Raw genomic sequence first — 21,434 nt, 5'->3', positions numbered from 1 at the left:
TAACCTCTTACTATAAGAAATAGTTGAATATACTTATTAAACCATTCGTAGCAAGCTTTAACGTGAAAATCGCAACGAGTGGAGAGATATCAATCATACCAAGCGGCGGAATAAATCTGCGAAATGGTTCTAAATACGGTTCACAAATACGCGCAAGAATTTCTCCAAAAGTTGATTCTTTTGCACCAGGGAACCATGATAGAAGAATGTAAATAATAAGTGCCCACGAGTAGATCTCGATAGCAGTAATTAAAACGTTTAAAACTGTTACCATGGCGTATTACCACCTCTTTATATTTGTGTCTTCTTCTTCACCGAATAACTCTGAAATTGCACCAACAATATCTACATTTTCAGGGGTACACATAAATGTTTTCGGTCCTATTTTTTGAATGTCCCCGCCTATAGCGTATACAGTACCACTTAAAAAGTCAACGATACGTACAGCTTGATCAGTAGACATTCGTTGTAAATTAATCACAACAGCTCGTCTACCTTTTAAATGGTCCGAAATCCCTTGTGCTTCCGAATATGTGCGTGGTTCTAATAAAACAACTTTTGAAGATTGCTTTGCCGTTTCAATGCTCACAACATTTTGTTTCGGTTGCGCTTTTGGAAACGCAACATCTTGTTGTTCTGGCGGATCTTGCTGCTTCTTCATGTCTGTTTGCTCCTTTTCATAACTATATTGAGCTGCTTCTTTTTCTTCCGGTGTATCAAAAAAGAAGTATTTTACTTTTGACCAACTCATAATAAGATTCTCCTTCCTTTTACGCTTTTCCTACTAAAATCGTCCCCAAACGAATATATGTAGCACCTTCTTCAATTGCAATCGTGTAATCATTAGACATTCCCATTGATAATTCTTTACATGGCGCATGTAATAATTCTAGCTCCTGCACCTCTGTTTGTAGCATACACAACTCCTTAAAACAGCGTCTGATTTCTTCCTCTTCTTCTGTAAACGGAGCCATTGTCATTAGTCCCACCACTTCAATCTTATCCAATTCTTGCAAACTTTGAATAAAAGAAACGGTTTCTTCTATTGCCAATCCTTGCTTTGATTCTTCAGATGATGTTTTCACTTGAATAAAACATTTCACTTTCTTATCAGCACGTTTTTGAATTTCTTTTGCAAGTGAAAGACGATCTAACGAATGTAAATAATCAATTTCATTAATGATTTCTTTTACTTTTCTCGTTTGTAATGATCCAATAAAATGCCAATTCACTTTTGAACCGAAATGTTCGTACTTCTGTAAGAAACTTTCATTTCTATTTTCACCTAAATCGATAATTCCAGCTTCAATTACTTCGTTTGTTTTTTCAATTCCTACCGTTTTTGTAACCGCAACGAGTTTAATATCTTGCAACGAACGTCCCGCTCGTACGCAAGATTGTTTAATTGCTTCATTTACAGTTGTTAAATTTTTTTGTACTGTCACTTGCTTTCTTCCTCCTTAAAACCTATGAAACTCAACATTCTTCCTGTCTTACCTTGATCACGACGATGAGAGAAAAATAGTTGTTCTTCACAGCTTGTACAAAGAGATGACATTACAATATTCTCTTCTTTTATGCCTGATTGTACACATAATATACGATTAATTTCTTTTAAATTAATTGCGTACTGCCCATCAGAAATTTTTTTATAAGGGACAGAGCCGTTTACTACTTGCTCTGCTGCTGTTAACACTCGATCATCAACAACGTAACAACAAGATCCAATTGCTGGTCCAATTGCAACATGAATTTCATCACTTGAAATCCCTTCTGCATTCCATTTTTGAATCATTTCCTTTGCAATCTCTTTTACAGTCCCTTTCCATCCAGCATGCGCAAGTCCTATCATACCATGTGATGGTGCATAAAAATAGAGTGGAACACAATCCGCGTAACATGATGTTAGAAGAACATCATTATTAGTCGTATAAATGCCATCTGTTTTTGAAATGCCGTCTTCATATGAATAGACGCCACTTCCTCTTTCCTGTTGTCCTACTTTTTCAACATGATGATCATGAACTTGTTCAGAGCAAATCCAGTTTTCTAATGGTTTTTGTAACTTATTTGCTAAAATGCGTCTGTTTTCATGAACGTTCTCCACGATATCATTCACATGTAATCCTAAATTCATCGCATGATAGGAGCCCGTACTTACCCCACCATCTTTTGTCGTAAATCCAGCAGTAATGTTTCCAAGTTCTTTCCACGCTTGTAAATACAGTATACCGTCCACATATTTAAATGGTTGTCTCATAAAGTGACTCCTTTTAATTAAAATAACATAAAAAAGCATGGTACTTCCTGTCTATTTTACCATACTTTTATTTTTTCATAATGCCAACAGAAAAAAAAGAGGAATTTGTAATATTCTTTATGAAATTGTCGGTGTTTGTATTGATTCTGTTACAGAATTAACAGGATTTACTCTAACAAGTATGACATCTTCCCCAATTTTCATAATTTCCTCCCAAGGAATTACAATTTCTACATCCTTCCCAAAGATCCCTAACATACGTGCCTGTTTGGAAATAATAATAGACCCGATCTTCCCTGTGTTCATATCAATTTCAATATCTCCAATATTCCCAAGCCTTTTTCCATCTGAAACATTTATTATCTCTTTCATCTGCAACTCCGAAATTCTTATCATTTTCATCCTCTCCCTTATATATGACGAATTGAAAAAACACTGTTTCTCAAATTAACAGGAAGCACCCTCTACTAATCCCATATTATTTTCATTATATGAACACAACTTCCCTACTATGAGCGAAGACAAACTATATTACATATAAAAAGGTTTCACCATAAATGGTGAAACCTTATCCTTGAATCGTCTTATTCATTTGTTTAATAGCTGATTTCTCTAAACGTGACACTTGTGCTTGAGAAATCCCAATTTCTTCTGCAACTTCCATTTGTGTCTTTCCTTGAAAGAAACGTTTTCGAATAATCATTTTCTCACGATCATTTAAACGCTTCATCCCTTCTTTCAGCGCTAACTCTTCAACCCACTGCTCGTCCTTTTGTTTTTCATCACTTAACTGATCCATAACAAAGATAGGATCTCCCCCATCGTTATAAATCGGTTCAAATAATGAAACTGGATCTTGAATCGCATCTAATGCAAAAACAATTTCTTCATGAGTCACTTCAAGCACTTTTGCAATATCCATTGCTGTTGGTTCTTTTGAATTTTCTGCAATCAATTTCTCTCTTACTTGTAACGCTTTATACGCAATATCTCGTAATGATCGAGATACGCGAATCGGATTATTATCACGCAAATATCTGCGTATTTCCCCAATAATCATCGGCACAGCATACGTTGAAAATTTTACATTTTGGCCTAAATCAAAGTTATCAATGGATTTCATAAGTCCGATGCAACCAACTTGAAATAAATCGTCAACATATTCTCCTCTGTTATTAAATCTTTGGATGACGCTCAGTACAAGACGTAAGTTTCCATTCACTAATTTCTCTCTTGCGCTTATCTCTCCACTTTGCATTTCACGAAATAATTTACGCATTTCATCATTTTTTAGTACGGGAAGTTTAGCTGTATCAACACCGCAAATTTCTACTTTGTTTCTCGTCAAAGTGTTCCCTCCTATCGGGAGTTGCTGTACAGTGTAAAGTATTTCCTTTGAAGGGGATTTTATGCATGCGGTTTTCTCTTCATTTTTCATTTTCTTTGTCTCTTCTCATACAACGAAAGAGAATAAGACCAGCCTAGATAACGGCTGGTCTTATTCTTTACACCATTTTATTAAATTCTTTTCGTAATCTTTTTATGATTCTTTTTTCTAAACGCGAAATGTATGACTGTGAAATCCCAAGCATATCCGCCACATCTTTTTGCGTCTTTTCCTCTTCTCCAGCAAGCCCAAACCGAAGTTCCATAATTTGTTTTTCACGATCATTTAATTGATGCAATGCTTTCATTAGAAGATGACGATCTACAGTAGCTTCTAAATCTTTTGTAATAATATCATCATCTGTACCTAATACATCTGATAACAAAAGTTCATTCCCATCCCAATCAATGTTAAGCGGTTCGTCAAAAGAAACTTCTGAACGATTTTTATTATTCCGACGCAAATGCATTAAAATTTCATTTTCTATACAACGTGAGGCATATGTCGCTAATTTTATTTTCTTTTCCGGATTAAATGTATTCACTGCTTTAATAAGGCCGATTGTTCCTATACTAATCAAATCTTCAATATTTATCCCTGTATTTTCAAACTTTCTTGCTATATATACAACTAAGCGTAAGTTGCGTTCAATCAGTAACGATCTTGCTGCCTGATCTCCTTTTGGCAATTTATTCAAAAGAACTTCCTCTTCTTCTTTCGTTAACGGTGGTGGCAACGCTTCACTTCCACCGATATAATAAATTTCATCGGTCTTAATTCCTAATTTCAACAATACTTTATACCAAAGGTATACTAAATAAAATTTTAATTTCATCATATTATCCCGCCTCCCATTATTAAGCAATTACCATTTTTTGCGAAATTAACATTTTCGGATGCACAATACATTGATACTCTCCATTGGTTGACAACTGTTGTGTATTCAACCCAATCAATACTTTGCTGACTACAATAGAACTACCTTCATGATAAATTTGCACACTGTCTGGCTTAATTGCCCATAAAAATTGATTCTCTACTCCTACTGCTCTGAAAGGAATTAAGCGTAATTTTGTCGCCCAGCCAGAATCATTTTCTGGTATTTGAGGAATCTCTGTTTTGGAATAAATTTGTTCTGTTAACCAAGCTGGCAAGCAATGCTCTAATGATGAAATATGCATAATCATAACGGGTGTTTTTGTTAACGGGTCGTAAAGTTGGTTCCCACTATCAATTAAACCTGCGAGTTCTAGTTCCTCTTCAGCTAATTGAATTTTCAATTTCACAATTTGGTCATAGTGTATTTTTGTAACCTCTACGCTTTCAATACGCTTTTTAGAAAAATAATAAATTACTGGAAAACCAAAAACAACAAACAACCAGCTAATTGGATCACCGTAAGAAATTGATTGAGATTGAACCAATCCATTTACCATTTCATTCGTTTGCAAAAAGAAATGAGTCCCAATTAACCCTCCGCCAACCATAAAGGTTACAAAGTAAAAAGTAAAAACAGTTTGTGCATAGTTTCTAAACGTTGTAAACCCAAATGCTGTATACACAATAAGTAACGAGTACAGTAGTTTCATAATTGGATGTGTCATCATAGAAGCAAAAGGAGTAAAGGCAAAAATAACAATGGTTGAACCTATAAATGCCCCTAACACAAGCCTCCATCTTTTGATCTTCTTTTTTAACACGGTTGCTGTTAATAAAAGTAAAAGAAAATCAATGCAGGCGTTTAACAACCAAACAACGTCGGCGTAAACAACCAAACAATTCACCTCTTTTTTTAAGTTGAGACTAGTATAATGCATATCCAATAGGAAAGTGTGTCAATTTGCGGAGGTGTTTTTTTGTTATTTTGTGCTTTCTAGACAAAATCTGTCGGTAAAAAATAAAAGTATATGTTTCATAGAATACTATATCTTTTTACTTATATATTAAGTGAAACTTTAATCACCCCGCACGAATCAGGCTGCCCAGCAAATAGCGGGATAAATCGAAATATATAAAATAAAAAAAGACCTGCTTAGCAGATCTTTTCCCTGTATAAAACAAAAAAGGAGCATAAAAACTCCTTTTCTTTTATCGTCTACGACGGTTACGTAAGAATGCTGGAATATCGATGTCATCTGAATCTGTATGACGCTCATGCACAACTGGCTCTTCACGTTTCATTTCACGCTTAACTTCACGTTGTTTTGAAGGTTGAGCTACTTGCTGTTGCTGTTGTTGCGTGTGATTCGCAGTCGGACGGATAATTGGTTTTGGTGGCTGCGTCGAAGCACTATCATCAAAACCAGTTGCAATTACAGTTACAACGATATCATCTTTTAATCCTTCATTAATAACAGAACCGAAGATCATATTTACTTCTGGATCTGAAGCTGAAGCTACAATGTCTGCCGCTTCTTGTACTTCATATAAGCTTAAGTTAGCTCCACCCGTAATGTTCATGATAACACCTTGAGCTCCATCAATAGATGTTTCTAATAATGGACTAGAAATCGCTTTTTTCGCAGCTTCAGCAGCACGATTTTCTCCATTACCAGAACCAATACCCATTAAAGCAGAACCTCTATTAGACATAATTGTCTTTACGTCTGCGAAGTCTAAGTTAATTAAACCTGGTGTTGCAATTAAATCAGAAATACCTTGAACACCTTGACGTAATACGTTATCTGCTTCACGGAATGCTTCTAACATCGGCGTATTTTTATCAACAATCTCTAATAAGCGATCGTTTGGAATTACAATAAGCGTATCTACATTTTCTTTAAATGCCGCAATACCAGATGCTGCTTGCGTTGCACGTTTACGTCCTTCAAATGTAAATGGACGTGTCACAACACCAACTGTTAATGCACCTAATTCTTTTGCAACTTGAGCAACAACTGGAGCTGCACCAGTTCCAGTTCCGCCGCCCATACCAGCAGTTACGAAGACCATATCCGCACCACGAAGTGCTTCTTGGATCTGTTCTTTACTTTCTTCTGCAGCTTTTTTCCCTACTTCAGGGTTTGCACCTGCACCAAGTCCACGTGTTAATTTTCCACCAATTTGCATTTTTGTTTCAGCTTTTGATAGATTTAATGCTTGTGCATCAGTATTCACAGCGATAAAGTCTACACCTTGTACACCGTGTTCAATCATACGGTTTACAGCATTGTTTCCGCCACCGCCGACACCGATAACTTTTATATTCGCTAATTGATCTTGAGTAGTATCAAACTCTAACATGTCGAAATCCCCCTAGAACCTCATTTTTCGTGTCCAATTTTAATCCCATAAATAACGGAATACACGTTTTACTTTTGACATCATACGTTCATCATTTTGATTATTATTGTTTTGATTACGAGTTTTTTGTTTCGCAGGTTGCTGTTGTACCGGCGTTGGTGCTGGTGCTGGTACTGGTTCAAAATGTTCTTGCTTTTCCTGCACATTTTTCCCACGTAATTTAGCTTTTTGATAAGAATGTTTAATTAATCCTACTCCACTTGTATATTGGGGCTCACGCACACCAATATAATCAGGAGTCGCTATACGAACATTTTCATGTAAAATATCATATGCAAGATCAAGAACACCCGGCATAGAAGCAATTCCACCAGTTAGTACATAGCCAGAAGCTACTTGCTTTACTCCTAACTTACGCACTTCATCTTGAACAAACATTAAAATTTCCTCTACACGAGCCTCTATTATATCCGATAATTCCAACTGAGAATATTGTTCTGTTTGATCGCTTCCCATAATAGGAACCGTAAACATCTCTTCTTCAGATGCTGTATCATAAAAAGCATGTCCATATTTCAACTTTATTTGATCTGCATTGTCTGTTGAAGTTTTCAACCCAATCGCAATATCCTTCGTTATATGGTCTCCACCTAACGGTAATACGCTCGTCGCTTGTAACTCTCCATCTTTAAAAATAGATAAAGTTGTAGATCCTCCCCCCATATCAACAAGGGCTACTCCTCTATGTTTCTCATCTGAAGATATAGCAACTGTTGCAGCCGCTAAAGGTTGAAGACAAATATCAACTATTTCAAGACCTGCTTTTTCTACACAACGAAGTAGGTTATGTAGTAAAGTTCTCGAGCCTGTTATAAGTGTACCTTCCATTTCTAATCTTACACCGATCATCCCGCGTGGATCGTTAATCTCGTCAAGACCGTCTACGATGAACTGTCGAGGTACCACATCAATAAACTCACGCTCTGGAGCAATTGACACAACTTGTGCTGCATCTAGAACGCGTAAGACATCTTCATTCCCGATTTCACGATCTTCATTTGAAACAGCGACTACTCCGTGACAAGGAAGTAGCTGTACCTGGTTTGCATTGACACCTACTACAACTTGCTCAATGTGGATTCCCACCATGCGCTCAGCTTGTTCAATTGCTTTTTTAATTGATCGAACAGTCTCGTCTATATCAACTATCGATCCCTTCTTTAAACCATTTGATTTTACATTTCCAACACCAATAATGTTTAAGCTGTCATTAACCATTTCACCAATGATGACTTTAACATTGGATGTACCGATGTCAAGACTAACATATATTTCATTGCTGTTCATTCTTTGGCACCTCCTTCTTTATTTATACCATACAACTCAATATATGGAACAACAATCGCAACTTTACTATTTATAAGAAAAATATTCAACGTCTTTATACGTTTCCCTTTTTTAACCCTATATTTTTCTTATTTTTATTTAACATTCATTTAAGAATATCGCAGTAAACTGTGAATAACTGCTTATCTTGAAATAATTCTATTTCAAGTGTAAAGATTACCGCCAAGTATAAGTCTACACTAAGATGTACTCATAGAAAAGTGAAACTTGTACCAATCCTAGTATGAATCTAAGAATTTTTACATCTTTTTCATCAAATGAACCATTCTTGTAAATTCAGATGCATTCAATAGAACGTTCGTTTCGTTTTTTCTACAGGGACGTAGTAAAAACTATCGTTCTATTCTTTTTTTTCTTCCGCTCCTAATTCTTTCGTATATGCCCCTACTTCTAAATCAATTAATACCTTTTTACCCGGTTCAATTGTTTTTAAGATAAGCGGATAAGCTTCCATACGCTTTGCGAAATTTTGAATCGTAGTGCTCACTTCGTACCCTTCGTTCATATATAAAGTAAGGTGATCTTCATTCGCATTCGTCGGTGAATAACGAATTTCAGAAATAGACCTTAAAATAGTTGGTGTTAATTTTTCAAGCTCAGCAATTAACTCCTTCATTTTTTCCTCTTTAAAAGGTTCAAAAATTGGTGCTGCAACAGGAAGTTTTCCGTTCGGAAGTACATCAAGTGTTTTCCCGTTCTCTAGTAACGGTTGTAATTTCCCATCTTTGTTTATATAACCAATCGTTAAATATTCTTCAATATGAACATCAATTTTATTTGGAAAACGTTTTTTTACATTTACTGCTTTAATTTCTTTTCGTTTCGTTAGGTTTTCTTCTGCTTTATGTGCTGTCACTCGGAAATAACTTGTATCATACGTCACACCTGATTCCTTCATCACTTGTTCATCTGTCATATAATGATTTCCAAACACACTTATCTTTTTGATATTGCTTAGCGGAGACCGAAAATAAATTAAAAAGAGCACTAATAAAAATAAAATTGATATGTATAAAATCAACCGATGATTAACATTTTTCTTGTTTTTCTTCTGTTGATTTTTTAACTTTGGTACACGATCCTGTAGTTTAATCACTTTACTATTTTTCATGTACGATCCCCCTACGTAACATAAAAAACGGCATGTTCCTCATGCCGTTCTTATCTTCTTATTATAACATAAATGATAATGAGCGGAACGAATAACCGTTATCTTCCAATGATTTCTACTTCTGTATGCATTTCTACGCCAAATTTATCCTTGATTGTTTGTTTTATTAATGCAATTAAAGATAAGACATCTTGCGCACTGGCTCCCCCAGTGTTAATAATAAAATTCCCATGCATTTCAGAAATTTGAGCTCCGCCTATTTGATAACCACGAAGCCCCGCCTTTTCTATTAAGTCTCCTGCAAAGTATGGGATTGGATTCCGAAATATGCTTCCTGCACAAGGATGATTCCACGGCTGTGTTTCACGACGGTAGTCTTTATTCTTTTGCATGACGCTTACGATTCCCTCACGCTCTCCTACCTGCAATTGAAACTCAGCTTCCAAAACAATACCAGGACGTTTCGTTTGCAATACAGAAGTACGATAGGAAAACTCCATTTCTTCATGTGTTAACCAATCAATTGTTCCGTTTTCAAACAAAATAAGAGCTTTTGATAATATGTTTGATATATCCGATTTATGTGCTCCAGCATTCATATACACTGCACCACCAACACTTCCTGGAATACCACTGGCAAATTCCAGACCGGATAACCCTTGACGACTAAGTAAAGTTGATAATTTAATAAGGGGATACCCACCACCAACTCTTACTCTATGTTTTTCGACTTCTAAGTGGTCTAATCCTTCTCCTAAACGAATAACGACACCTTCTATACCTAGATCAGATACAAGAAGGTTCGAACCTCGACCAATTACAGTCCACTTTGTTTTATATTTTTTTACTAACTGCAACGTTTTTTCAATACTGGCAACATGCTTTGGCACAATTAAAATATCAGCTGGTCCACCTATTTTCATAGTGGTATAACGCGCTAACGCTTCATTCACTAACACGCGACCAACATTTGCTTCTATAAGCTCATTTACTAATTGCTCCATAAACAATCTCCCCCATACTAAGTATCCTTATTACAGTAGTATGCAGGGCGTTCACCTAACGTTATTTTTTTACAAGCTTATTCATTACTTCATACAGCTTATTTGCTGCATCTGGAATACCTAATTGCCCCGCAGCCAGCTTCATATTTTGTAATGTTTGTGCATCTAATAAAATCTCATCAATATCACGAATAAGCGTTTCTGCTGTTAAGTCTTTTTCAAGCAACATTTTTGCTGCTCCTTTATCGACAACGGAACGTGCATTCTTTTCCTGATGGTTATTTGTTACGTAAGGACTAGGTATTAACACACTTGGCTTACCTAACGCGGTTAATTCTGCAAGTGTTGTTGCCCCCGCTCTTGAAACAACAAGATCTACCCCTGTAAGTACCTCTGGCATATTATGAATGAAAGGTTTAATAATAACATTATTCGGATTCCCTTTTTGCTTCACTGCTTCCATCACTTTGTCATAATGAACTTCACCTGTTACATACAATATTTCGTAACTTTTATTTCCAAACTGTTCAATTGCCTCTACGAAAGCATCGTTAATCGGTCTAGCCCCACGACTTCCACCAAAAATAAGTACCGATTTTTTAGGAAGAGATAAACCTACTGAACGTTTTCCTTTCATTCCATTCTGATCCATTACTTCTGATGCTCTTGGATTTCCTGTCATCACCACTTTTGACTGTGGAAAATGTTCTGCAGCCGCTTCAAAACAAACCGCAACTTTATCAACATAGCGGCTTAAAAATTTATTCGTTACACCAGGTACACTATTTTGTTCATGTACAATGGTTGGAATACCTAATTTTGCTGCAGCATATACAACTGGTCCACATACATATCCACCCGTTCCAATCACAATATCCGGATTAAAACGACGAATATATCGTTTACTATCTTGTACACCCTTTAGGAAACGCATCACCGTTTTCACGTTATCTAACGATATTTTACGCTTAAATCCACTTATAACAATAGATTGAAACGGTATGCCTGCTTTTGGAACGATTGTGCTCTCTAATCCACTCTCCGTACCAATATATAAAAACCTTGCTTCCGGATTTAATTTTTTTATTTCTCTTATTAGAGCAAGAGCCGGATAAATATGACCTCCAGTGCCCCCACCACTTACTAATACACGCACTACTAACTCCTCCGCTTCTCTTTTCTTATTTCAGTCGTATTTATTTCTATATACATCATGTTTCTTCGCGCACATACGAAAAACCCTGTCTTATAAAACAGGGTTTAGTAGCGAGAATGGCGACTTATATTTAATAATACACCTACTGCCATTAACATTAATGTCAAACTTGATCCACCATAACTTAAAAACGGCAAAGTAATACCTGTTACAGGCATCAATCCTGTTACAACACCAACATTAATCATTACTTGAATCGCAATCATCGCCACAATACCTACTGCTAAAAACGTACCATATAAATCTGGCGCTCCTAAAGCTATACGAATCCCACGCCATAATAATAGACTAAATAATAATAACACAAATGAACCACCAATAAAACCTAATTCCTCGGATAAGATTGCAAATATAAAGTCTGTTTGCGGTTCAGGTAAATAAAGAAACTTTTGTCTACTTTGTCCAAGTCCAAGCCCGAATAATCCACCAGGTCCAATTGCGAGTAACGATTGAATAATTTGAAATCCACTTCCAAGCGGATCTGACCACGGATCTAAATATGATGTAATACGTTTCATTCGATACGGTGCTGATGCAATTAGCCCTACAAATCCTGCTACACCAAGCAAACCAAACATTGCAAAGTGAAAGACCCTTGCTCCCGAGATAAATATCATAATAATACATGTCCCAACCATTACCGTTCCTGTGCCAAGATCTGGCTGTAACATAATCATCCCAAAAGCAAGAAATACAAAACTAAGAGCTGGTAGTAAACCACGTTTAAAAGAGGTAATTAATTTTTGTCGTTCCGCTAAAAATTTTGCTAAAAAAATAATCATCGCAAACTTCATAAATTCTGACGGTTGAATGGAAAATGCCCCGATTCCAATCCAACTTCGCGCTCCTCCTCGAACAAGTCCTACCCCAGGAACAAGAACAAGAATAAGAAGAATGAAGCAAACTAGCAAAATTACTTTTGAATACGTACGCCACACCCAATAATCAATTTTCATAATTAAAAACATTGCCACTACACCAATACTTGCAAATAGCAATTGCCTTTTTGCAAAAAAGAATGAGTCCCCCATTTTATAAGAGGCCCAAACCGCACTCGCACTATACACCATAACCATTCCGATTGTTAACAACGCAAGTGTAACGATGATGAGAATAAAATCAGGGGTTTTCTTCATTACCCATAAACACCACCTCTTTAGGCAGAAACTTTTGCCCTATGTAACAAAACATCAGTAGGTATTAGCCTACTGATGTTTTGATTTACTTTATATAAGTTTATGCACAGCTTGTATAAACATGTCTCCTCTTTCTTCAAATGTTTTAAATTGATCCCAGCTTGCACATGCTGGAGAAAGAAGAATTACATCGCCATCTGTAGAATGAGCATAAGCTTTCACTACCGCTTCATCTAAAGTATCGACACTTTCAATTGTATCTAATCCCGCTTTTTCTGCAGCTCTTACTAATTTTGGAGCTGTTTGTCCAAATGTCACAATTGCTTTTACATTTTTGAAATACGGAATTAAATCATCGAATTCATTTCCACGATCAAGCCCACCTGCTAATAACACAATCGGTTGTGTAAACGCAGATAAAGCTTTCTCAGTCGCTAACATATTCGTTGCTTTTGAATCATTATAAACCTTACGATTGTTAATAGTTGTTACATATTCTAAACGATGTTTTACACCTGTAAAACGTTTTAACACCGCCGTAATCGCTTCATTAGAAACACCTAATAATTTTGCGATACTCATCGCTGCTAAAATATTTTCTAAATTATGTTGACCAGGTAAAACGATATCGCCTACTTCAACAACTTTTTCACCTTTAAAACAAAGAGCATTCTCTTTTATACACGCACCATCTTCAATTTCTTTCGTTGTCGAGAATAGTACTTTTTGCCCTTTACTATAAGCAGATAAAGCCATCACATCTGCATCATCTGCATTTATTACACTATAATCATTTTCTGTTTGGTTTTTAAAAATATTTGCTTTTGCTAAACCATATTCCTTCTTCGTCCCGTGATAATCTAAGTGGGCCTCAAATAAATTTAAAAACGCAGCAATTTTAGGTTGGAACAATTCTACTCCCATCAGTTGAAACGATGAAAGTTCTGTAACTACAACTTCATTTTCTTTTGCATCCTGTGCTACTTCACACGCTACAGTTCCTATGTTCCCTGCAATTACAGGATGCTTTTGTCCTTCTTTTAGCATTTCAAATGCAAGCATTGTCGTCGTCGTTTTACCGTTAGACCCCGTAATCCCAACAAATGGCGCTTCTGAAATACGATATGCTAATTCAACTTCCGTAACAATTGGAATTTGCTTCTCTTTCGCAGCAACTAATATTGGATTAGAATACGGGATTCCTGGATTTTTTACTACAAGAGAAATATTTCTCTCTAACAATTCTAAAGGATGACCACCGCATACAACGTCCATTCCTTTTGCTTGTAATTCTGCAGCAAGTACATTATCCGCTAAAGGCTTTCCGTCATTTACAATTACATTTGCCCCTAATTTTTGTAACAGCGTAGCTGCTGCATAACCACTTTTTGCAATGCCTAATACAAGAATATTTTTATTTTGAAATTCAGTTACAGTTTTCAATTACATCCACACCCCGATATAAATTCCTAACACAGCTAATAAAAAGCCTACAGACCAAAATGTCACAACAACACGCCACTCTGACCAACCACATAATTCATAATGATGGTGTAATGGACTCATTTTAAAGACACGTTTTCCTGTTGTTTTAAAAGAAATGACCTGAATAATAACAGATAAAGTTTCCATTACGAATACTCCACCAATGATTACAAGTAGTAATTCTTGTTTTAATAAAATCGCTACAGCTGCAATGGCTCCACCTAAAGCTAAGGAACCTGTATCTCCCATAAACACTTTCGCTGGATTTGCATTGAATACTAAAAATCCAAGTACAGCTCCTACAACTGCCATACAGAATATCGCTACTCCAAATTGCTCTTGCGCTACTGCAATAATACTAAACGCTCCAAATGCAATAGCAGCTGTTCCTGATAATAAACCATCTAAACCGTCAGTTAAGTTAACTGCATTTGATCCACCAATAAGCATAAATAATACAAGTACAAAATACGCCCAACCTAGTTCAAACTTAACATCTGTTCCCGGAATCATGATGTATGTGTGGAACGCTTGCCCTTTTCCAATTAAAAAGAACGCAATAGCAATAACAAGCTGACCTACTAATTTTTGTTTTGATGTTAAACCAAGATTTCTCTTCTTAACTACCTTTATGTAGTCATCTAAAAATCCAATTAATCCGTAGCCAAATGTCACTAATAATAATAACGAAACCTCTGCACCTAAATGATTAAACTTAATCGCCATAATAAGTGAAGTTACCATCATAGATACATATATGACAATACCACCCATTGTAGGTGTCCCTGATTTTTTTTGATGTGACTTTGGTCCCTCATCACGAATACTCTGTCCGAACTTTAATTTCCTTAAAAATGGAATAAACAATGGCGAAAGGGCAACAGAAATTAAGAATGCTACCCCAGCCGTTACTAATAAACCTTGCTCAAGCACATGTAGTCCTCCTCTCACGTTGTTACTCTTCGTTGTTTAAACGCTCTGTAATTGCTTCTTTAGCGACTTCACGATCGTCAAAATGATGAACGTCTTTACCAATAATTTGATACGTTTCATGACCCTTACCAGCAATAATGATGATATCTTCAGCTTTCGCGTTAGCAATTGCATGGTATATCGCTTCTTTTCTATCAATAATTACTTCATAATTATTCCCATTTGCACCCTGCACCATATCATCTAAAATAGCCCCTGGCTCTTCACTTCTTGGATTATCTGAAGTGTAAATTGCATGAGTTGCATATTTTGTTGCAACATTTGCCATAATTGGTCTCTTTGTTCGATCTCTATCTCCACCACAACCGACGATGCAATATACATCGCCTTTTGCAAACTGTTTTGCTGTTTTTAATACATTCTCTAAGCTATCTGGTGTATGTGCATAATCAACAATAACTGTATAATTTTGTCCACCATCAACTACTTCAAAACGTCCTGGAACTCCAGCTAGTTGCTTTATTACATCAATAACCGTTTCTAAACTTACACCAGAAACAAGTCCTGCCGCTGTTGCCGCTAGTACGTTATATACATTAAATTTCCCAATCAATTTCATCGTAACATTTACACTTTCATACGGTGTTACAAGCGTAAATGTAGTTCCACCACTCGTCATAACGATATCTTTGGCCATAATATCACTTGTTGTATCAATTCCATACGTTACAACAGTTGCCGCAGTACTTCTCATATATTCCGCAGTTACAGCATCATCGTTATTCAGTACCGCGTACTTTTCACGATCATGGTTATAACTATTGCCAAGTTGTGCAAATAGCAACCCTTTTGCATGTTTATATTCTTCCATCGTTTTATGATAGTCTAAATGATCTTGTGTTAAATTTGTAAACACTGCTACATCGTAATCACATCCGTGTACACGACCAAGATCTAAAGCATGTGACGAAACTTCCATTACTGTACTATCTACACCGTGCTCAACCATTTTTAAAAATGTCTGTTGAAGTGTTAGTGCATCTGGTGTTGTATTTTTCACCTCAAATGTTTCATCACCGATTTTCATATTAATCGTTCCAATTAGCCCCGTTTTATGACCATGTGCGCGCATAATCTCATCCATAATATGCGATGTTGTTGTCTTTCCATTTGTACCTGTAATTCCGATTAAATGTAACTTGTGTGTTGGTTGACCATAAAAATAATCAGCTAAAACCGCTAACGAACGAAAAGTGTTTTTCACAAGTACAACTGGAACGTCAACATCAATTGGTCTTTCCGCAACAATAGCAGCCGCTCCTTGTGCCGCTGCTTGCTTAGCAAAATCATGGCTATCAACCGTATATCCTTTCATACATACAAATAAGCTTCCCTCTTTCACTTTACGTGAATCAGCTTCTATAGATGTGATTTCTGGATTTTCTTTTGGAACAACTGGAAAATCATGCAAACATGATAAAAGTGTATGCAACTTCATTTCACTAAACCCTCTCTACATTGTGTATTTATCTCTTTTTTAATAAGCAACACGTTACCTCCTAAATATGTAAAATAGGAGGTAAGTGCTACTGTGTCTAATAAATAGACTTATTTATAATTGGGGCTCTTACAGCCTCAAATTAAGTAACTCTTCTATAAAGAACTCACTTCCACCAATTGTACCATAAAACGTACTAGGTTACCTTTAATTCCCGAAGTAAATTCTAATTTTTGAGCCTTCTTTCACTTTAGCTCCTGCTTCTGGGGATTGTTTAATTACTTTCTCTCCGTCTCCACTTATATCAAGCTTCAAATCGACGAGTTGTGTCTGTAAGTCTTTCTTTTTCATACCAATTAAATTCGGAACTTCCACAGTTGGTGTATCGCCCCATTTATATTCTCTCTCAACTTGTTCTTTTCTCGGTTTCACTCCCATAACAGGAAGTGCATCCCGAAGAATATTCCCAACAATTGGAGCTGCTACTACTCCACCAAATTGCGTTACACCTTTCGGATTATCAACAGCAACATAGACAACAATTTCCGGATCATCTGCTGGAGCAAAACCGATAAAAGATACTATATAATTATTCTCTAAATATTTACCATCTTTCACCTTTTGAGCCGTACCTGTTTTTCCACCTACACGATACCCATCAATGAAAGCACCTTTACCAGATCCCTTTGCTACAACATTCTCTAATGCATACCGAACTTTTTCTGAAGTTTCCTTGGAAATAACTTTTCTTTTTTCCACAGGTGTCTTTTTACTTACAACTTGATTATTTTTCGGATCAATAAATTCCTTAGCTATATACGGTTGATACAATGTCCCACCATTTACAGCCGCTGCTACTGCTGCTACTTGTTGAATTGGTGTTACAGAAACTCCTTGACCAAATGAAGTAGTTGCTTGCTCAACTGGACCGACTTTATCTAAATTAAATAAAATCCCACTACCTTCACCTTGCAAATCAATTCCGGTTTTCTGTCCAAAGCCGAAATTACGAATGTATTTAAACAATCGGTCTTTACCAAGACGATCACCAAGTTCAATAAATCCTGGGTTACATGAGTTTTGAACTACTTCTAAAAACGTTTGGCTACCATGGCCTCCCGCTTTCCAGCATTTCAATCTAGCTCCACCCACTTCAGCTGCTCCATCATCATAAAACGTATCTTTCTCTAAGTCTACTAAATTTTCATTCAAGGCTGCTGCTAACGTAATGATCTTAAATGTTGAACCAGGCTCATACGTACTCCATACTGGTAAATTTCTATTATACACTTCTGGAGAAACACTTTGAAAATCTGCTGGATCAAAACTCGGCCGACTCGACATACCTAAAATTTCACCATTTTTCGGATTCATTGCAATCGCAATCATACCATCTGGATTATATGTCGACTCTGCAATATTCATTTCTCTTTCCATAATTCTATTAATACGTGCATCAATTGTTAAACCTAAATTCAAACCAGCTTCTGGTTTTTTGAAATCATCGCCAACATTAGGCATCCTTTGGCCTTTTGCATCTGCAAAAAAACGCACATGACCTTCATCACCATTTAGCTCTTTATCATAATATTTTTCCAGTCCCATAAGACCTTGGTTATCACTACCTGCAAACCCTAATACGTGTGATAAAAAGTTGCCAAATGGATAGTACCGGATAGAGTCCTCTGCGATATAAACACCTTTCAAACTTAATCCTCGTACCTCTTTCGCTTTATCATGTGATATTTTTCTTCCACCTTTATCTAACCTTACAATCGATTCTTTTTTTGTAATCCGCTTATAAACCTCATCTTTTTCCACACCTAATACTGCAGCTAACTTCTCTGCAGTCTCTGCTGGTTTTTCAATTTGCCTCGGTACAACAAAGACAGTTGGGGCACTTTTATTCGTAGCAAGTTCCACACCATTCCGGTCTAAAATCTTCCCACGTTCAGGTTCAAAAGTAATATTACGACTCCATGAATCTTTCGCACGATCCGTTAACATATTCCCAAGAAAAAATTGCACATATCCAAGACGAATATCGATGATAGTGAAAATAAGTATACCTGATATGAGTATAAAAATAAGTCTTTTTCTAACTGTTACATTTGATACACGCATATTGGAACAAGCCTCCCTTACGCCTAGCTTGTTCCAATATATGCTTGTACTTATTTAATTAGAACTTCTTCTCTTTTACCATTACTGTTTTTCTGCTTCTTGTTGTGGTTCAAGTGGCGGTACAAGTGTTACACCTAACTCTGTACCAGGTTGTAACAATGTTCCTTCTGCCACACTTTGTTCAGTTACATATCCGGTACCAGTAGGTTTTAGGTTAAGCTTTAATGTTTTCGCTAAATTCATAACATCACGCAGTGCCCAGCCTTGTATATTTGGCATTGTAGGTTTATCTCCTACTAAGAAGACTCGGTCACCTTTTAATGTTTGCTCAGTTGCTTTTGGCACTTGCTGCTGCACTTTCCCTTCACCTAATACGATTGGACGAAGTTTTGCTTTATCAATTGCTTTTTTCGCTTCTTCCATCGTTTTCCCTGTTACATCCGGAACGACAGTTTGTTGTTCTTTCACATATTTTTTCGGGTCTTTTATTTCATTTGGCTTAATCTTTAAATACTCTAAACTATTTTTAGTTACATATTTAAAAATATCAGCTAAAGGCTGTGCGCCATTCTCATCATCTTTCAATTTCGGCTGTTTTACAGCTACATACACAACAAGTTGTGGATCGTCCATAGGTGCCATCCCTAAGAATGAGAATATATAATTCTCTCTTCCCGTCATATAGCCACCTTTTCCATCCGGAATTTGCGCTGTCCCTGTTTTACCACCAACTGAATACCCATCAACTTTATAAGCAGTTCCTGTTCCTTTCGGCGATGTAACAACACGTTCTAATAACTGTCTTACTTGCGCTGCTGTTTCTTTCGTAACAGGTTTTCCCACTTCCTCTGGCTTATGTTCTAATTTTACTTCGGCTGTTATTGGATCTACAATTTTATCAATTGTATAAGGCTTCATCATTTTTCCATCATTTGCAATAGCAGTTGCAGCTTGCACAAGCTGAATTGGCGTTACAGTAGAACCTTGTCCAAAAGCTGTTGTTACTTGCTGTATTTGTTGATCAAATACAATTGCATTTGAACCTTCACCAGGTAAATCAATGTTCGTTTTTTCATCTAATCCAAAACTATGAATATACTTTCGGAAACGTTCGGGGCCAAGTTTTTGATCCCCTAAAATTGCAAACGCTACGTTGGAAGAACGCTCTACCCCTTCATCAAATGTGATAGATCCCCATCCAGCGCCACCGTTATGATCTTTTATTTTTCGGTTCCCGACTTGATATGTACCAGACTGATAATAATCTTGTCCTTTATACACACCTTCATTAATAGCTGCTGCTAACGTGAAAATTTTCATTGTTGATCCAGGTTCAAATGCATTTGCAATTGCATCATTGAAGAAATATTTAATTTGACGATCATTTGGATCATAACTAGGTTTACTAGACATCGCTAATATTTTCCCTGTTTTTGGATCCGCAACAATCCCTATTAAACTTTCTGGGTCGTAATGCTTACTTGCAGCTTTCATCGCATCTTCTAAATAACTTTGAATACGTTGATCTATCGTTAAATACGCGTTATCTCCGTTTTTAGGTGCCTCTACGTTCACTTTTCCACCGTCAAGAGACACTCCTTTACGATCGCCTGTATAAGCTACTTTGCCGTTAGAAGCACTTAAATATTTATCTAAACTTTTTTCTAAACCAAATTGCCCTACCGAAGTCCCCTCTTCATTCGGTTTAGCATGACCTATAACGTAAGATGCAAAATCACCGTTCGGATACACTCTTGCATTTTCAGTAATAAAAGATATGCCTGGCAATTTCAATGCTTCTATTTGTTCCTTCTGTTCTTTCGTCAAATCTTTACCTAGTGTTCCAAATTCGACTTGACTTTTATCTTTTTTATTTAACGTGGCTAAAATCTTCTCTTCATCTTTTCCGAGTACTCCCGCAATTTTCTTTGCAGTATCCTCTTTATTTTCAACATGATTCGCACCTTTTAATTCCGCTACAAGTTTATAAGAGTTTGCATCTTGCGCTAGTACATGACCGTTTTGATCATAAATCGTCCCGCGATTTGCTTCTAGAACTCCTTTTTTACTATGTTTTTGCTGAGCAAGTTTATCCAAATCTTGATTATGAACAGTTCCTGTTGCTTGTATGTAAAAAAATCGGGCTAACAATAGCAAAAAGAGCAGGAGGAATAAAATCATAAAATACCCTGCTCCCTTATTGGTATGAAATTTAGTCATATTTCTTTTCATTTTCCCTTCACACCTATTGCCTTATTTGAGGCCCTTCACATTATTCGCATTAATTTCTAGCCCGTGTTTTTTTGCAACTTCAGCGATTCGTTCATAGCGACTTAACTTCTCTACTTCAGCCTGTAACTCTTGATTTTCTTTTTGCTGCTGTACAATTTTTTGTTCTATCGTCGCTGCTTCTACATTAACTTGATAAAGGCCTGCTTTATTTCCAATAAACGCTACACAGGCATACAATAAAAAGCCAATAAATGCTACATACAACAGTTTTTCGATTCTTGTAATCTTCGCTTTAGCTTTTGGCTGAACCATCTGCTGTGGGGGCGTTTGAATCTGTATCTCTTCTTGCGCTTGTTGTTTGTACTTTACAGCTAAGTTACTCATACCTCTCTCCCCTT

Annotated in this window: 20 protein-coding genes; all 20 read right to left on the bottom strand. The window is 36.5% G+C overall.

The features are described 5' to 3' along the window. Positions 1-10: 10 nt before the first annotated feature. On the bottom strand, positions 11-274 hold the full coding sequence (locus QEP67_RS07895; RefSeq protein ID WP_000259082.1) for a YggT family protein: 264 nt from the start codon (positions 272-274) through the stop codon (positions 11-13). Between the two features lie 6 nt (positions 275-280). Further along, positions 281-751 carry a cell division protein SepF gene (locus QEP67_RS07890; protein WP_000119131.1) on the bottom strand — a complete coding sequence of 157 codons (471 nt, stop codon included), beginning with the start codon at positions 749-751 and terminating at the stop codon, positions 281-283. 19 nt (positions 752-770) lie between these two features. Next, positions 771-1,445 (bottom strand): YggS family pyridoxal phosphate-dependent enzyme, encoded by a 675-nt coding sequence (locus QEP67_RS07885; RefSeq protein ID WP_000218035.1) that lies wholly within the window; start codon positions 1,443-1,445, stop codon positions 771-773. After that, complete coding sequence (pgeF, locus tag QEP67_RS07880; protein ID WP_064459842.1) at positions 1,442-2,260, bottom strand: peptidoglycan editing factor PgeF; 819 nt, start codon at positions 2,258-2,260, stop codon at positions 1,442-1,444. The genes QEP67_RS07885 and pgeF overlap by 4 nt, the downstream gene beginning before the upstream one ends. A 117-nt stretch (positions 2,261-2,377) precedes the next feature. Beyond that, positions 2,378-2,656: a YlmC/YmxH family sporulation protein gene (locus QEP67_RS07875; RefSeq protein WP_000619414.1), complete on the bottom strand. Its 279-nt coding sequence runs from the start codon at positions 2,654-2,656 to the stop codon at positions 2,378-2,380. Positions 2,657-2,828: 172 nt separating this feature from the next. Next, the gene (gene sigG / locus QEP67_RS07870; RefSeq protein ID WP_000197753.1) at positions 2,829-3,608 is read right to left on the bottom strand and encodes an RNA polymerase sporulation sigma factor SigG; all 780 of its coding nucleotides are present in this window, start codon (positions 3,606-3,608) and stop codon (positions 2,829-2,831) included. Positions 3,609-3,765: 157 nt separating this feature from the next. Further along, positions 3,766-4,485, bottom strand: coding sequence for an RNA polymerase sporulation sigma factor SigE (sigE, locus tag QEP67_RS07865; RefSeq protein ID WP_000976947.1), 720 nt, complete (start codon positions 4,483-4,485; stop codon positions 3,766-3,768). A gap of 19 nt (positions 4,486-4,504) precedes the next feature. Further along, positions 4,505-5,422 (bottom strand): sigma-E processing peptidase SpoIIGA, encoded by a 918-nt coding sequence (gene spoIIGA / locus QEP67_RS07860; RefSeq protein ID WP_000261976.1) that lies wholly within the window; start codon positions 5,420-5,422, stop codon positions 4,505-4,507. Positions 5,423-5,735: 313 nt separating this feature from the next. After that, a complete protein-coding gene (gene ftsZ / locus QEP67_RS07855) occupies positions 5,736-6,890 on the bottom strand; it encodes a cell division protein FtsZ (protein ID WP_000888983.1) in 1,155 nt (384 codons plus the stop codon). A gap of 39 nt (positions 6,891-6,929) precedes the next feature. Further along, positions 6,930-8,237, bottom strand: coding sequence for a cell division protein FtsA (ftsA, locus tag QEP67_RS07850; RefSeq protein ID WP_001087543.1), 1,308 nt, complete (start codon positions 8,235-8,237; stop codon positions 6,930-6,932). Between the two features lie 400 nt (positions 8,238-8,637). Continuing rightward, on the bottom strand, positions 8,638-9,408 hold the full coding sequence (gene divIB / locus QEP67_RS07845) for a cell division protein DivIB (RefSeq protein ID WP_000798232.1): 771 nt from the start codon (positions 9,406-9,408) through the stop codon (positions 8,638-8,640). A 98-nt stretch (positions 9,409-9,506) separates the two neighbouring features. Continuing rightward, a complete protein-coding gene (murB, locus tag QEP67_RS07840; protein ID WP_000437052.1) occupies positions 9,507-10,412 on the bottom strand; it encodes a UDP-N-acetylmuramate dehydrogenase in 906 nt (301 codons plus the stop codon). 61 nt (positions 10,413-10,473) lie between these two features. Continuing rightward, positions 10,474-11,568, bottom strand: a complete 1,095-nt coding sequence (murG, locus tag QEP67_RS07835; RefSeq protein WP_001265424.1) for an undecaprenyldiphospho-muramoylpentapeptide beta-N-acetylglucosaminyltransferase — start codon at positions 11,566-11,568, stop codon at positions 10,474-10,476. Positions 11,569-11,672: 104 nt separating this feature from the next. Beyond that, on the bottom strand, positions 11,673-12,764 hold the full coding sequence (gene spoVE / locus QEP67_RS07830) for a stage V sporulation protein E (protein ID WP_000753517.1): 1,092 nt from the start codon (positions 12,762-12,764) through the stop codon (positions 11,673-11,675). Positions 12,765-12,854: 90 nt separating this feature from the next. After that, a complete protein-coding gene (gene murD, locus QEP67_RS07825; protein ID WP_000860101.1) occupies positions 12,855-14,207 on the bottom strand; it encodes a UDP-N-acetylmuramoyl-L-alanine--D-glutamate ligase in 1,353 nt (450 codons plus the stop codon). Then, on the bottom strand, positions 14,208-15,182 hold the full coding sequence (gene mraY / locus QEP67_RS07820; protein WP_000893058.1) for a phospho-N-acetylmuramoyl-pentapeptide-transferase: 975 nt from the start codon (positions 15,180-15,182) through the stop codon (positions 14,208-14,210). A 22-nt stretch (positions 15,183-15,204) separates the two neighbouring features. Further along, on the bottom strand, positions 15,205-16,680 hold the full coding sequence (gene murE, locus QEP67_RS07815; protein ID WP_048565658.1) for a UDP-N-acetylmuramoyl-L-alanyl-D-glutamate--2,6-diaminopimelate ligase: 1,476 nt from the start codon (positions 16,678-16,680) through the stop codon (positions 15,205-15,207). Between the two features lie 207 nt (positions 16,681-16,887). Beyond that, positions 16,888-18,804, bottom strand: a complete 1,917-nt coding sequence (locus QEP67_RS07810; RefSeq protein ID WP_001266244.1) for a stage V sporulation protein D — start codon at positions 18,802-18,804, stop codon at positions 16,888-16,890. A gap of 81 nt (positions 18,805-18,885) precedes the next feature. Continuing rightward, positions 18,886-20,985: a penicillin-binding protein gene (locus QEP67_RS07805; protein WP_002107807.1), complete on the bottom strand. Its 2,100-nt coding sequence runs from the start codon at positions 20,983-20,985 to the stop codon at positions 18,886-18,888. A 72-nt stretch (positions 20,986-21,057) separates the two neighbouring features. Beyond that, positions 21,058-21,420, bottom strand: a complete 363-nt coding sequence (gene ftsL, locus QEP67_RS07800; protein ID WP_000067079.1) for a cell division protein FtsL — start codon at positions 21,418-21,420, stop codon at positions 21,058-21,060. Between the last annotated feature and the right edge of the window lie 14 nt (positions 21,421-21,434).

The organism is Bacillus cereus group sp. MS39, assembly GCF_040448665.1.
Classification (GTDB): Bacteria; Bacillota; Bacilli; order Bacillales; family Bacillaceae_G; genus Bacillus_A; species Bacillus_A wiedmannii.
The sequence above is the reverse complement of the archived record's forward strand: the minus strand, read 5'-3'. Positions and strand labels throughout refer to the sequence as shown.